The sequence below is a fragment of the Escherichia sp. E4702 genome (assembly GCF_963883545.1).
GTDB lineage: Bacteria > Pseudomonadota > Gammaproteobacteria > Enterobacterales > Enterobacteriaceae > Escherichia.
In genome coordinates, this window is record NZ_CAWORF010000036.1 from 184,205 (window position 1) to 198,710 (window position 14,506).

Annotated in this window: 15 protein-coding genes; 6 read left to right on the plus strand and 9 right to left on the minus strand. The window is 50.4% G+C overall.

Features of this window, described 5'->3' with window-relative positions:
- Positions 1-18: 18 nt before the first annotated feature.
- Positions 19-933 carry a heme ABC transporter substrate-binding protein ShuT gene (gene shuT, locus AACU94_RS22035; protein WP_135488691.1) on the minus strand — a complete coding sequence of 305 codons (915 nt, stop codon included), beginning with the start codon at positions 931-933 and terminating at the stop codon, positions 19-21.
- Positions 934-988: 55 nt separating this feature from the next.
- Here shuT and AACU94_RS22040 point away from each other — a divergent pair, with 55 nt between their 5' ends.
- From AACU94_RS22040 to chuS, 3 genes are all read left to right on the plus strand, one after another.
- The gene (locus tag AACU94_RS22040; RefSeq protein WP_165383523.1) at positions 989-1,189 is read left to right on the plus strand and encodes a hypothetical protein; all 201 of its coding nucleotides are present in this window, start codon (positions 989-991) and stop codon (positions 1,187-1,189) included.
- Between the two features lie 416 nt (positions 1,190-1,605).
- Positions 1,606-3,588: a TonB-dependent heme/hemoglobin receptor ChuA/ShuA gene (gene chuA, locus AACU94_RS22045; protein WP_130221299.1), complete on the plus strand. Its 1,983-nt coding sequence runs from the start codon at positions 1,606-1,608 to the stop codon at positions 3,586-3,588.
- Between the two features lie 48 nt (positions 3,589-3,636).
- Complete coding sequence (gene chuS, locus AACU94_RS22050) at positions 3,637-4,665, plus strand: hematinate-forming heme oxygenase ChuS (RefSeq protein WP_135488619.1); 1,029 nt, start codon at positions 3,637-3,639, stop codon at positions 4,663-4,665.
- A 61-nt stretch (positions 4,666-4,726) separates the two neighbouring features.
- On the opposite strand, the gene AACU94_RS22055 is transcribed toward chuS, so the two are convergent.
- The 6 genes from AACU94_RS22055 to AACU94_RS22080 form a co-directional block, all read right to left on the minus strand.
- Positions 4,727-5,257 (minus strand): helix-turn-helix domain-containing protein, encoded by a 531-nt coding sequence (locus AACU94_RS22055; RefSeq protein ID WP_130217826.1) that lies wholly within the window; start codon positions 5,255-5,257, stop codon positions 4,727-4,729.
- A 142-nt stretch (positions 5,258-5,399) separates the two neighbouring features.
- A complete protein-coding gene (slp, locus tag AACU94_RS22060) occupies positions 5,400-5,966 on the minus strand; it encodes an outer membrane lipoprotein Slp (RefSeq protein WP_130217824.1) in 567 nt (188 codons plus the stop codon).
- Between the two features lie 453 nt (positions 5,967-6,419).
- Positions 6,420-6,845, minus strand: a complete 426-nt coding sequence (gene arsC, locus AACU94_RS22065) for a glutaredoxin-dependent arsenate reductase (protein ID WP_130258753.1) — start codon at positions 6,843-6,845, stop codon at positions 6,420-6,422.
- Between the two features lie 12 nt (positions 6,846-6,857).
- Complete coding sequence (arsB, locus tag AACU94_RS22070; protein ID WP_135488620.1) at positions 6,858-8,147, minus strand: arsenite/antimonite:H(+) antiporter ArsB; 1,290 nt, start codon at positions 8,145-8,147, stop codon at positions 6,858-6,860.
- 54 nt (positions 8,148-8,201) lie between these two features.
- Positions 8,202-8,555 carry an As(III)-sensing metalloregulatory transcriptional repressor ArsR gene (gene arsR / locus AACU94_RS22075; RefSeq protein WP_135488621.1) on the minus strand — a complete coding sequence of 118 codons (354 nt, stop codon included), beginning with the start codon at positions 8,553-8,555 and terminating at the stop codon, positions 8,202-8,204.
- Between the two features lie 306 nt (positions 8,556-8,861).
- Entirely contained in the window at positions 8,862-9,035 is a 174-nt protein-coding gene (locus AACU94_RS22080) for a hypothetical protein (protein WP_001297979.1), read from the minus strand.
- Positions 9,036-9,062: 27 nt separating this feature from the next.
- Here AACU94_RS22080 and dinQ point away from each other — a divergent pair, with 27 nt between their 5' ends.
- Entirely contained in the window at positions 9,063-9,146 is an 84-nt protein-coding gene (gene dinQ, locus AACU94_RS22085) for a damage-inducible type I toxin DinQ (protein WP_001295215.1), read from the plus strand.
- A 53-nt stretch (positions 9,147-9,199) separates the two neighbouring features.
- On the opposite strand, the gene gorA is transcribed toward dinQ, so the two are convergent.
- The gene (gorA, locus tag AACU94_RS22090; protein ID WP_000160805.1) at positions 9,200-10,552 is read right to left on the minus strand and encodes a glutathione-disulfide reductase; all 1,353 of its coding nucleotides are present in this window, start codon (positions 10,550-10,552) and stop codon (positions 9,200-9,202) included.
- Positions 10,553-10,623: 71 nt separating this feature from the next.
- Complete coding sequence (rlmJ, locus tag AACU94_RS22095; protein WP_130209162.1) at positions 10,624-11,466, minus strand: 23S rRNA (adenine(2030)-N(6))-methyltransferase; 843 nt, start codon at positions 11,464-11,466, stop codon at positions 10,624-10,626.
- A gap of 202 nt (positions 11,467-11,668) precedes the next feature.
- On the opposite strand from rlmJ, the gene prlC reads away from it, so the two are divergent.
- Positions 11,669-13,711, plus strand: a complete 2,043-nt coding sequence (gene prlC / locus AACU94_RS22100) for an oligopeptidase A (protein WP_135488622.1) — start codon at positions 11,669-11,671, stop codon at positions 13,709-13,711.
- A 7-nt stretch (positions 13,712-13,718) separates the two neighbouring features.
- Positions 13,719-14,471, plus strand: coding sequence for a 16S rRNA (guanine(1516)-N(2))-methyltransferase RsmJ (gene rsmJ, locus AACU94_RS22105; protein WP_130221308.1), 753 nt, complete (start codon positions 13,719-13,721; stop codon positions 14,469-14,471).
- The last annotated feature ends 35 nt before the right edge of the window (positions 14,472-14,506 follow it).

Sequence of the window (14,506 nt, forward strand, 5' to 3'; positions counted from 1 at the left end):
CGTCTGATTTAAATCCGTTTATTGCGGCCAAAGTTGCTGGTGTAAAGACTCAACGACATCAGCAATACGCGGGCCCATTCCCAGAATCAGGTTTTGATCAACGGTGATAATGCGCTGGTTCTTCCAGGCGGCGGTGTGGGTAATTCCGGCAATAGAACGTAGCCGATTAATATCGCCATCGACCATTTGTGAGGTTACGACAATCACTTCAGGATTAGCCGCAATCAGCGATTCCGCGCTGTAGCTTTTGTACTGCTGGTGGGTAGCGACGTTTTCTGCTCCGGCAAGCGACAGAATGGCGTCTGCGACGCTGCCTTTACCGGCGACCTGTGGTGCGCTGCCGCCAGCAGAGAGAATAAACATCGCTTTAACCGGGGCTTTTTTTGCCGTCACGCTTTGCTGTACTCGCTCCAGGCGTTGGCTGATTTGTGTCACCAGCGCCTCGCCTTGTTCAGGAACCTGTAGCGTTTTTGCCAGTTGGCGAATGTTGGCGTACATCTGCTCAAGGGTGGCTGGTACACGCGGCAGAGTGACGACGTTGACCTTTTGCGCTCGCAGTTGGTCGAGCACAATTTGCGGTCCTGCATCCTGCCAGGTAATTACGCTATCCGGGCGAAGTGACAAAATGCCTTCGCTGCTGAGTTGTTTCCAGTAACCAATATGCGGCAGTTTGGCGGTTTCTGGTGGATAAGATGTCGTTTCATCGACACCCACCACGCGCTCGCCAGCGCCCATCGCGTAGATTAGCTCCGTCAGTGATCCTCCTGCGACCACAATGCGTTCGGCAGCCGTTGCGCTAAAAGCCCAGCTAAGAGCCAGTACTGCCGTAAACAATTTTTTTCGTTTTACCGCAGTCTTCGCGACAGAGGCCACGGCTGAAATACATAACGTTAGTGGGGAAAAAAGATACGGCCTGTTGGTGATCCTTGGCATCATATGAGAACTCTTATCGAATTGAGAATGATCATGATTATCATTTGAGTTATATATGAAACACAACCGTCGATTCAATACGCAAGGCGTTACAAGCGTATTTATTTTTGATTTTTATCAAGATGCTTCGTCAGCTAACGTTCTTGTTACCGACAAAATTTCAGGGCGGGAAAAAGCTGAGATCTCCGAGATATCGCGGCTTGCAGAGCAAAGAGAAAAGAAAATTATCGCGGTTAACGACAACGTTTCGTTATGAGGTCGTGGGGGACTGCCACAAGAAAAAAATGGTTTTCTGGATACAGGATAGCTTTCATAACCCCCTGTTTATTGTGTTAATGGCGGTTAAAAAAAAGCTTGATCATAAAAAATTGATCGATAATAATTCTCATTATCACGTCTGGCTTTAACAAAATATGACCATATGGATAACAAAATCATAGCTTTTGCAAGGGATAGCGCACAGCGCTCTTCACTCCAGATGCGGCATATCGCTTTGCCTGACAAAGAGGGCGAATTGTCCGGGATACCAGGCAATTTCACCGGATATAAACGCCTGTTAACTCACCCGGCGAATATTATCGCTTTGAATTGTAAATAAATTTATTTTTCGCCAGCCATCCCGGTATTAATCCAGGTAGCCAGCATTTTTTATTTTCCTCATGGAGAATCGCTATGTCACGTCCGCAATTTACCTCGTTGCGCTTGAGTTTGTTGGCTTTGGCTGTTTCTGCCACCTTGCCAACGTTTGCTTTTGCTACTGAAACCATGACCGTTACGGCAACGGGGAATGCCCGTAGTTCCTTCGAAGCACCAATGATGGTCAGCGTCCTCGACACTTCCGCTCCTGAAAACCAAACGGCGACTTCAGCCACCGATCTGCTGCGTCATGTTCCTGGAATTACCCTTGATGGTACCGGACGAACCAACGGTCAGGATGTAAATATGCGTGGTTATGACCATCGCGGCGTGCTGGTTCTTGTCGATGGCGTTCGTCAGGGAACGGATACCGGACACCTGAATGGGACTTTCCTCGATCCGGCGCTGATCAAACGTGTCGAGATTGTCCGTGGACCTTCGGCATTATTGTATGGCAGTGGCGCGCTGGGTGGCGTTATCTCCTACGATACGGTCGATGCAAAAGATTTATTGCAGGAAGGACAAAGCAGCGGTTTTCGCGTTTTTGGCACCGGTGGCACGGGGGACCATAGCCTGGGATTAGGCGCGAGCGCGTTTGGGCGAACGGAAAACCTGGATGGTATTGTGGCCTGGTCCAGTCGCGATCGTGGTGATTTACGCCAGAGCAATGGCGAAACCGCGCCGAATGATGAGGCTATTAATAACATGCTGGCGAAAGGAACCTGGCAAATTGATTCTGCCCAGGCTCTGAGCGGATTAGTGCGTTACTACAATAACGACGCGCGCGAACCAAAAAATCCGCAGACCGTTGAAGCGTCTGACAGCAGTAATCCGATGGTTGATCGTTCAACGATTCAACGTGATGCACAGCTTTCTTATAAGCTCTCTCCAGTGGGCAACGACTGGTTAAATGCTGATGCAAAAGTTTACTGGTCGGAAGTTCGTATTAATGCGCAAAACACGGGAAGTTCCGGTGAGTATCGCGAGCAGACAACGAAAGGTGCCAAACTGGAGAACCGTTCCACTCTGTTTGCCGAGAGTTTTGCCTCTCACCTGCTGACGTATGGCGGTGAGTATTATCGTCAGGAACAGCATCCGGGCGGCGCGACGACGGGCTTCCCGCAAGCAAAAATTGATTTCAGTTCCGGCTGGCTACAGGATGAAATCACCTTGCGCGATCTGCCGATTACCCTGCTTGGCGGAACCCGTTATGACAGCTATCGCGGTAGCAGCGACGGTTACAAAGATGTGGATGCCGACAAATGGTCGTCTCGTGCAGGGATGACTATCAATCCGACCAACTGGCTGATGTTATTTGGTTCATATGCCCAGGCATTCCGCGCGCCGACGATGGGCGAAATGTATAACGATTCTAAGCACTTCTCGATTGGTCGCTTCTATACCAACTATTGGGTGCCAAACCCGAACTTACGTCCGGAAACCAACGAAACTCAGGAATACGGCTTTGGGCTGCGTTTTGATGACCTGATGTTGTCCAATGATGCCCTGGAATTTAAAGCCAGCTACTTTGATACCAAAGCGAAGGATTACATCTCCACAACCGTCGATTTCGCGGCGGCGACAACCATGTCTTATAACGTCCCGAACGCCAAAATCTGGGGCTGGGATGTGATGACGAAATATACCACTGACCTGTTTAGTCTTGATGTGGCCTATAACCGTACCCGCGGCAAAGACACCGATACCGGGGAATATATCTCCAGCATTAACCCGGATACCGTTACCAGCACCCTGAATATTCCGATCGCTCACAGTGGCTTCTCTGTTGGGTGGGTCGGTACGTTTGCCGATCGCTCAACACATATCAGCAGCAGTTACAGCAAACAACCTGGCTACGGCGTGAATGATTTCTACGTCAGTTATCAAGGGCAGCAGGCGCTCAAAGGCATGACCACGACTCTGGTATTGGGCAACGCCTTCGATAAAGAGTACTGGTCGCCGCAGGGCATCCCACAGGATGGACGTAACGGCAAAATTTTCGTGAGTTATCAATGGTAATCATCAGCCCCGATATTTCGGGGCATTTATCTGGAAGGAAGAGAGACAATGAACCACTACACACGCTGGCTTGAGTTAAAAGAACAAAATCCCGGAAAGTACGCGCGTGACATCGCAGGTTTAATGAATATCAGCGAAGCAGAACTGGCATTTGCGCGCGTCACGCACGACGCGTGGCGGATGCGCGGCGATATTCGTGAAATTCTGGCGGCGCTGGAAAGCGTTGGTGAAACCAAATGTATTTGTCGTAATGAATATGCAGTCCATGAGCAAGTTGGCTCGTTCACAAACCAGCATTTGAACGGTCATGCCGGATTAATACTCAACCCGCGCGCGCTGGATTTGCGACTATTTCTTAATCAGTGGGCCAGTGTTTTCCATATAAAAGAAAACACGGCTCGCGGTGAACGTCAGAGTATTCAGTTTTTTGATCATCAGGGCGATGCATTACTGAAAGTTTATGCTACCGACAATACCGATATAGCGGCATGGAATGAGCTTCTGGCACGCTTTATCGTCGAGGAAAATACGCCGCTTGAGTTAACAACGATTGATGCGCCTGCCGCACAAACCGACGTCGATGCCAGTGTTGTAGAACAAGAGTGGCGTGCGATGACGGATGTCCATCAGTTTTTTACGTTGCTCAAGCGCCACAACCTGACTCGTCAGCAGGCGTTCAATCTGGTGGCAGACGATTTGGCCTGCAAAGTATCTGGTAGTGCGCTGGCGCAGATTCTGGAATCTGCACAGCAGGATGGCAATGAAATCATGGTGTTTGTTGGCAACCGTGGCTGCGTACAGATTTTCACGGGTGTGGTAGAAAAAGTGGTGCCAATGAAAGGTTGGCTGAATATTTTCAACCCGACGTTTACTCTTCATCTATTAGAAGAGAGCATTGCTGAAGCCTGGGTTACCCGTAAACCGACCAGCGATGGCTACGTAACCAGCCTGGAACTGTTTGCTCATGATGGTACACAGATTGCGCAACTTTATGGTCAGCGTACTGAAGGGGAACAGGAGCAGGCGCAATGGCGTAAACAGATTGCGGCGCTGACGCAGGAAGGCGTTGCTGCATAACGAGTCATTGTCCGGAGGTCTGGCTGTCGCCGGACCTCTTTATAAATATCAGCTGGAGATTTCAGACCAGATAATCAATATGTTGATGACGTACCAGTTCGTTGATCCGTTTAAGATTGAGGATCATCATAATATTGTGTTTATGGCAGTAGAATGTTTTCAGCGATATTTTGAGTTTCCCCAGAATATCTTCTGTCGTCATTTGATTCGCAATGCAGCTCAGAACCTGATGCTGTTTGCGCGAGAGTGACACGTCCGCTTCTGGTACAGAGCAATAACTGCCATTGAGCAGCGCGACGAAGTCAATAATCGTAATATTTCTCTGGACAAAGGTTACCGGAACTTTCCCCAGACAGCGTTTAATATTAAACGGCGAGAAAACAATGACATGAACAGGCCGCAGGCGTTCAATTTTGTTGAGCATTGATGAGTGGAATACATTATTCATTAATGTATCAATAATTACTAAGGCATTCTGATGCAACGTTAAGTCAATCTCTTTTTCGTTCTGTATATGAACGACATTACCTTTACTTATAATATTTTTCATCGCGGTGAAAAACATGGTGTCTTTGGTAATTATAAGAAACATAACCGACTCCCGTTGCGAACATTAACTTTATAATCAGGTCGCCAAAGGTAATAAAAAGGTCAGGGCTTGTAATTATAGTTATATAGAAATGATTTTATTGAAGATGCAGGTATTTGAAAAATATCTGCATCTTTAAACCAAATTATTTCACCAGTTCTGGCGTTACCTGGCTAACTGCATTGGTGTAGTACGGTGTGCCCCAGCCGGGTTCAGGCCAGAATGCGCCGTAGCCGTAATCCCACAAGTTGTAGGTGGTATTGACCACTTCTCTCAAATGCCATACCTGAATCCCCTGCACATTTACGTCAACGAAGTTATATGGGACTTTATTGATAAATCCAGGTTGTTCGCCCTGAATAGTGCCGAGAACGGTGACAAAGTGGTTACGGTAGTTCACTGGGTCAAGGAAGCCGCTTTGTCTGGCGAGCAGTCGCCCTTGATAGTTGGCCTCAATGTCAGGTTTCGCATAGCTATCCAACGGCAATACGGCGATTTCTAGCAACGTATCTGTTTTACCGTTGATAACGTTGATAACCTTCCCGCCGAAGCGTGCCTGTTGGCCAACATACAAATTCGGTTGGTTATGAACAGCAACAAAACTTTTTTGAATATCAGGTTGGTTATTGCCTTTGATATTTTGCGGAATCGAACTACATGCGGCAAGAAAAAATGAAAGGCTGAAGATGAGTGCACCTTTTGTCTTGTTCATGTTACTATCCTTATCAACAAATGTTAAAACCATAATAGATATTTCTTTATAGTTTTCATCTGATTTTCAGGTGATATGCCTGATAGTAACGTAAACCTGTCTGATATTTATATCCTTGCAGATGAGTTCCGGAAAGCATTGATGTGTGATGTTATTATGCATCTCCTTATAATATGAGATATTATAAGGAGACTCTTATTTCTAATGGCACATGGCGTAAAAATTGTTATTGATGTGATGATAATGGTTTATAAATGTTAGATATGCAAGCCATTCGTAATTTTAACTTTGGGGATCTTCAATTTTAAAACGCTTATTATATGACTCATTTTATCTGTTCATTAAAAAACATTGTTTATCCGTCCTGCGTGGATATCAATAATTTACTGAAATTGCACGATCGAAATTATGTATTTTTTGTCAATAATGAGAGGGCGCAGCCGCCCCCTTTGTTTATTTTAATCGCTTACCCGCATCATCAATCACTTTCTCGCCATCTTCCTTGGTGAACGCGCCTTGTTGCGCATCTGGCAGAATTTCCAGCACGACTTCTGAAGGGCGACACAGGCGAGTTCCCAGCGGCGTCACTACAATCGGGCGGTTAATCAGGATGGGATATTGCAGCATAAAATCAATTAACCGATCGTCAGTAAATTTATCTTCTGCAAGGCCCAATTCCTCATACGGTTCAACGTTTTTACGCAGCAGCGCGCGTACGGAAATCCCCATATCGGCAATGAGTTTGACCAGTTCATTACGCGTCGGCGGAGTTTCCAGATAATAGATAATGGTCGGTTCGGTACCGCTGTTGCGGAGCATCTCAAGCGTATTACGCGACGTGCCGCAGGCCGGGTTGTGATAAATAGTAATGTTGCTCATATCAGTATCTCATTACGATGTGAAAGAGAGGCGTAGCGCCAGCGCGGTCAACGTCACAAACAGTACAGGCAGGGTCATGATAATCCCTGTACGGAAGTAATATCCCCAGCTGATTGTCATATTCTTCTGCGAAAGTACGTGCAGCCAGAGCAGCGTTGCCAGGCTACCAATCGGGGTAATTTTCGGCCCCAAATCGCAGCCAATCACGTTGGCATAAACCATCGCTTCTTTGATAACGCCAGATGCCGTGCTGCCCTCAATGGACAACGCGCCAACCAGTACCGTCGGCATATTGTTCATAATAGAAGAGAGCAAGGCGGTGAGGAATCCGGTGCCGAGCGTCGCGGCCCACAGGCCGTTATCCGCCAGCACGTTGAGTACGCCAGAAAGATATTCTGTTAACCCGGCATTGCGCAGGCCATAAACCACCAGATACATGCCGAGCGAGAAGATGACAATCTGCCAGGGTGCACCGCGCAGCACCTTGCCCGTATTAATCGCGTGACCGCGTTTAGCGACGACAAACAAAATCAGCGCGCCCACAGCTGCAATGGCGCTCACCGGAATGCCGAGCGGTTCCAGGACGAAAAATCCCACCAGCAGAAGCAGTAAAACAACCCAGCCAGTTTTGAACGTAGCAGGATCTTTGATCGCTTCTGCGGGAGATTTCAGCAGCGCCATATCGTAGTTCTGCGGAATATCTTTGCGAAAATAGAGATGTAGCATCACCAGCGTGGCAACAATTGCGGCGATATCCACCGGCACCATCACCGATGCGTATTCGCGAAAGCCAAGACCAAAGAAATCTGCGGAAACGATATTCACCAGGTTGGAGACAATAAGCGGCAGGCTGGCGGTATCGGCAATGAATCCGGCAGCCATCACGAACGCCAGCGTAGTGCCTTTACTGAACCCTAAAGCCAGCAGCATGGCGATGACAATCGGTGTCAAAATAAGCGCCGCGCCATCATTGGCAAACAGGGCCGCAACGGCGGCACCGAGCAGGACAATCCAGGTAAACAGCAAGCGACCGCGTCCATTGCCCCAGCGTGAAACGTGCAGCGCCGCCCATTCAAAAAAGCCGGACTCATCCAGCAGCAGGCTGATGATAATGACGGCAATAAACGCAGCCGTCGCGTTCCAGACGATATTCCACACCACCGGAATATCGCCCGGATGGACCACGCCCGTAACTAACGCCAGTACTGCGCCGAGTGTTGCACTCCAGCCGATGCCTAAACCTTTCGGCTGCCAGATAACCAATACGATGGTCAGGACAAAGATAGCGCCTGCCAGTAACATAATGCCTCCCGGATAAAACACATGTGCAAATCCATATGTGTTTAGCTAAATTTTTTAACCGAAAATGTTCTTACTGTCTGCGGAACAGTTTTGCCGAGCCAGGTTGCGGACAATCGCCTGAATCTTTTCCTGTTCACACCGCCAGGCCTGCTCAATAATTTTCGCCGCCCATGCTGGAATATGCGGCGATAAGCGGTAATGAACCCACTTACCTTGCTTGCGATCCAGCAATAGCCCGCTTTCACGCAGCAATGCCAGGTGGCGGGATATCTTGGGCTGCGACTGGTCGAGAGCAGTGCAGAGATCGCAGACGCATAACTCTCCCAGTTCGCTGAGCAGTAAAACGATGCCCAGACGGGTTTCATCAGCAAGAATTTTGAACAATTGGATGGGTAACAGAAATGACATATTGCGCTCCTGATTGTTGCAGGTAGTGTCTCTCTCCGAAGCGGATAAGTCAAAAACATATATGACTTAACGAATGTGTAAGTGCAGAGGAAGGTAATAGGTGTGAATTTTGAGTTGGCTATTCATTTGAAAGGAGGTCTGAATCAGGACGTAAAAAAACCGACTTCGCGTCGGTTTTTTACTCTTCAGCCTGAGTTGGTGGCTCTGGCTGGAGTGAGATAGCCATCATCTAACGCATCAATGCTAATACCATACTGAAACTATTGCAAGGACATGCTGGTTTTATAACCTGAATATACTGTATGATTATCCAGTTAGCTCTGAGACATTTTCACTCTGGCAATGCGCATAAACGCTTTCAAAGTCCTGGTCAGAAGTACGGGTGGTGCCGTTCACTGATGCTCTGGCCGGAGTGAGATAGTCGTCATCTAACAATGAGACATGCGCCGTGACAGGCAATGGATGAGTAAGCGGATGCATTCTCACTCCATCGCATGGAGAAAACGGGTGATTGACAAAGCAATCATCGTTCTTGGAGCGTTAATTGCGCTGCTGGAACTGATCCGCTTTCTGCTTCAGCTTCTGAACTGATAGCGGAAACGTAATTAAGGGCTAAGAGCACACTACTCTTAGCCCTTTAACATTTAACGCATTGTCACGAACTCTTCTGCCGCTGTCGGGTGAATGGCAACCGTGTTGTCGAAGTCTTTTTTGGTTGCGCCCATCTTCAGCGCCACCGCGAAGCCCTGCAACATTTCATCCATACCAAAACCAATGCCGTGAATACCGACAATCTTTTCTTCTGGCCCAACGCATACCAGCTTCATGCGGCACGGCTGGCGATGAGTGGTGACGGCGGTATACATTGCGGTGAAAGAGGATTTATACACTTTCACCTGATCGTCGCCGTACTGCTCGCGCGCCTGCGGCTCCGTTAAACCAACAGTACCAATCGGCGGATGGCTGAAGACCACGGTCGGAATGTTGCTGTAATCCAGATGCTCATCCGGCTTGTTATTAAACAGGCGTTCAGAGAGACGGCGACCCGCTGCAACTGCCACCGGTGTCAGTTCCACTGCACCCGTGTTATCGCCCACCGCGTAAATACCTTCAATGTTGGTGTTTTGATATTTATCGACGACGATATAGCCTTTTTCGTTGGTTTTAACGCCAGCGGCTTCGAGGTTGATATTGTCATTGGCAGGCTCGCGACCAATCGCCCAAATCAGGCAATCCACCGTTTCACTGCGCCCATCTTCCAGCTCCAGCGTCAGGCTACCATCAGCATTTTTCACTACCGCTTTCGGGATGGCGTTGGTGTGCAACTGCGGACCTTCGGCATTCATCACTTCAACCAGCGTTTCAGAGATCATCGGGTCGAAGCTGCGCAGCGGCGCATGTTTACGCACAAACAGATGCGTTTTCGCGCCCAAGCCGTTAATCACGCCCGCCAGCTCAACAGCGATGTAACCTGCGCCAACAACCGCTACACGCTCTGGCAAAGCAGGAAGGGCGAAGAAACCATCGGAATCAATACCATATTCCACGCCTGGAATATCCGGGTGGCTCGGACGACCGCCGGTGGCGATCAGAATATGATCGGCCGTGATGGTTTCGCCGTTTACCTCCAGCGTTTTGGCATCAACGAAGCGGGCAAAGCCTTTGATTACATCAACGTTATTTTTACCGAGCACGTTTTCATAGGAAGTATGAATACGGTCGATATAAGCGGTACGGCTGGCGATCAACGTTTCCCAGTTGAATTTATTGATAGTGGTATCGAAACCATAATCCGGGCCGTACATATGGATCGCTTCACGGATTTGCGCCGCGTGCCACATCACTTTCTTCGGTACGCAGCCGACGTTCACGCAGGTGCCGCCCAGCTCTTTGGCTTCAATCAGTGCGCATTTCTGGCCGTACATAGCCGCGCGGTTGATGGAGGCGATACCGCCGCTGCCGCCGCCGATGGCGATGTAATCATAGTGTTTAGTCATGACAGAGTGTCCTTATCGTTGATTACCGCGATTGTAGCGCGAGACGTAATAGGTGCCAGCAATGGCTGCAATTACTCCGGCACGATCCAGCTTACGGTGGCGTGCCCGGTGCCTGCCGGAACCAGTTTGCTGTGCAGCCACGGCAGCACGTTATTCATCTGCTGTTCCAGCTTCCACGGCGGGTTAATCACAATCATGCCGGAAGCGGTCATGCCACGGCGATCGCTGTCTGGCAGTACCGCCAGTTCAATTTGCAGAATTTTGCGAATGCCGGTTGCTTCCAGGTCGTGGATCATGCGCTTAATTTGCTGGCGCAGCACCACTGGATACCACAATGCGTAAGTGCCCGTGGCGAATCGTTTGTAACCTTCTGCTATCCCGCTGACCACCGCCTGATAGTCGGTTTTCATTTCATACGGCGGGTCGATAAGGATTAAACCACGGCGGGAAACCGGCGGCAGTTTGGCCTTAAGCTGCTGGAAACCGTCGGCTTTTTCGACGCGCGCACGGCTGTCTTTCTGAAATTCAGAACGCAGCAACGGGTAATCGCTCGGGTGCAGCTCGGTCAGTTGCAGGCTGTCCTGTTCACGCAGTAACTGACGAGCAATCAACGGCGAACCGGGGTAGTAACGCAACTGACCGCTACGGTTGAAGTGTTTTACCACATTGATGTACGGCTCCAGCTCCGCAGGTAAATCCTCCTGCTGCCAGATACGGGCGATACCTTCGAGATATTCGCCGGTACGCTCGGCATGTTCGCTACCTAACTGATAACGCCCGGCGCCTGCGTGGGTGTCGAGATAGAGAAACGGTTTATCTTTCTCTTTCAGCGACTCGATGATCAGGCTCTGAACGGTATGTTTAAGGACGTCGGCGTGGTTGCCAGCGTGAAAGCTGTGGCGATAACTGAGCATGGGTAAAGGTGTTCCGGTAAGTAAAAATCGGCCCGTATTCGGGGCGCACAAAAGCCTATCAGGACAGTATACCGAAAAGAGGCCGCCGCCGCGAAAGCGTAACGTTTCTCATTGAAATTCACTACACTTAACCCCATGCTACACACATTATGTAAAGCGCCTGTTGAGCGCTTCCTTAACCTCTTTAACCAGGACTGCGCTAATGACGAATCCGTTACTGACCCCCTTTGAATTGCCTCCGTTTTCTAAAATTCTCCCGGAACATGTGGTTCCAGCCGTGACTAAGGCGCTGAACGACTGCCGCGAAAATGTGGAGCGCGTAGTAGCGCAAGGGGCACCGTATACCTGGGAAAATCTCTGCCAGCCGTTGGCAGAAGTAGACGATGTGCTGGGGCGTATCTTCTCCCCGGTCAGCCACCTGAACTCGGTGAAAAATAGCCCGGAACTGCGTGAAGCGTACGAACAAACCCTGCCGCTGCTGTCAGAATACAGCACCTGGGTAGGGCAACATGAAGGGCTGTATAAAGCGTATCGCGACCTGCGCGATGGCGATCATTACGCCACGCTGAATACGGCTCAGAAAAAAGCGGTTGATAACGCACTGCGCGACTTCGAACTCTCTGGTATCGGTCTGCCGAAAGAGAAACAGCAGCGTTACGGCGAAATTGCCACCCGTCTTTCCGAGCTGGGCAACCAGTACAGCAACAACGTCCTCGATGCGACGATGGGCTGGACCAAACTCGTCACCGACGAAGCGGAACTGGCGGGGATGCCAGAAAGCGCTCTGGCTGCGGCAAAAGCCCAGGCCGAAGCGAAAGAGCTGGAAGGTTATTTGCTGACGCTGGATATCCCAAGCTACTTGCCGGTAATGACCTACTGCGACAACCAGGCCTTGCGTGAAGAGATGTATCGCGCTTATAGCACTCGCGCCTCCGATCAAGGCCCAAACGCCGGTAAATGGGATAACAGCAAGGTGATGGAAGAGATCCTCGCGCTGCGTCACGAACTGGCGCAACTGCTGGGCTTTGAAAACTACGCCTTTAAATCCCTTGCCACTAAAATGGCAGAAAACCCGCAGCAGGTGCTTGATTTCTTAACCGATCTGGCAAAACGCGCGCGTCCGCAGGGCGAAAAAGAGCTGGCGCAACTGCGCGCCTTCGCCAAAGCCGAATTTGGCGTCGATGAGCTGCAGCCGTGGGATATCGCTTACTACAGCGAAAAACAAAAACAGCATCTTTACAGCATCAGTGACGAACAGCTGCGTCCGTACTTCCCGGAAAACAAAGCGGTTAACGGCTTGTTTGAAGTGGTTAAACGTATTTACGGCATCACCGCTAAAGAGCGTAAAGATGTTGATGTCTGGCATCCGGATGTACGTTTCTTCGAACTGTATGACGAAAACAACGAACTGCGCGGTAGCTTCTACCTCGACCTGTATGCCCGTGAGAACAAGCGCGGCGGGGCGTGGATGGATGACTGCGTAGGCCAGATGCGTAAAGCAGACGGTTCGCTGCAAAAACCGGTCGCGTATTTGACCTGTAACTTCAACCGCCCGGTAAATGGTAAACCGGCGCTGTTTACCCATGACGAAGTGATTACTCTGTTCCATGAGTTCGGTCACGGCCTGCATCATATGCTGACCCGCATCGAAACCGCTGGTGTTTCCGGGATCAGCGGGGTGCCGTGGGATGCGGTCGAACTGCCGAGCCAGTTTATGGAAAACTGGTGCTGGGAGCCTGAGGCGCTGGCGTTTATCTCTGGTCACTATGAAACTGGCGAACCGCTGCCGAAAGAGTTGCTGGATAAAATGCTGGCGGCGAAGAACTACCAGGCGGCGCTGTTTATTCTGCGTCAGCTGGAGTTCGGCCTGTTCGATTTCCGCCTCCATGCAGAGTTCCGCCCGGATCAGGGAGCGAAAATCCTCGAAACTCTGGCAGAAATCAAGAAACTGGTTGCCGTGGTACCGTCTCCGTCATGGGGCCGTTTCCCGCACGCTTTCAGCCATATTTTCGCCGGTGGTTATGCAGCAGGTTACTACAGCTACCTGTGGGCCGATGTGCTGGCAGCAGATGCCTTCTCTCGCTTTGAGGAAGAGGGGATTTTCAACCGTGATACTGGACAGTCGTTCCTCGACAACATTCTGAGCCGTGGCGGTTCAGAAGAGCCGATGGAGCTGTTCAAACGCTTCCGTGGTCGTGAACCGCAACTGGATGCGATGCTGGAGCATTACGGCATTAAGGGCTGATCATTCAGTGAAAATCTGCTTAATTGATGAAACGGGCGCCGGAGACGGCGCCTTATCTGTTCTGGCGGCCCGCTGGGGGCTGGAACATGATGAAGACAACCTGATGGCGCTGGTGTTAACGCCGGAGCATCTGGAACTGCGCAAGCGCGATGAGCCAAAGCTTGGTGGCATTTACGTTGATTTTGTTGGCGGGGCGATGGCACACCGCCGCAAATTTGGCGGTGGTCGCGGTGAGGCGGTGGCGAAAGCGGTGGGCATTAAAGGCGATTATCTGCCGGATGTCGTCGATGCTACCGCAGGACTTGGTCGCGATGCCTTTGTGCTGGCTTCGGTCGGCTGCCGCGTGCGGATGCTGGAGCGTAATCCAGTGGTTGCTGCATTGCTCGACGATGGCCTGGCGCGTGGTTATGCGGATGCGGAGATCGGCGGCTGGTTGCAGGAGCGTTTGCAATTAATTCACGCCTCCAGCCTGACGGCGCTGACTGATATTACCCCGCGCCCGCAGGTGGTCTATCTCGACCCGATGTTCCCGCATAAGCAGAAAAGCGCGCTGGTGAAAAAAGAGATGCGTGTCTTTCAGTCGCTGGTGGGGCCGGACCTTGATGCCGATGGATTACTGGAGCCTGCACGCTTGCTGGCGACCAAACGCGTGGTGGTAAAGCGCCCGGACTACGCGCCGCCGCTGGCGAATGTTGCCACGCCAAACGCGGTTGTCACCAAAGGGCATCGCTTTGATATTTATGCTGGTACACCGGCGTAAAAGTAAAACAGGGTAGCGATAACGCTACCCTGTTT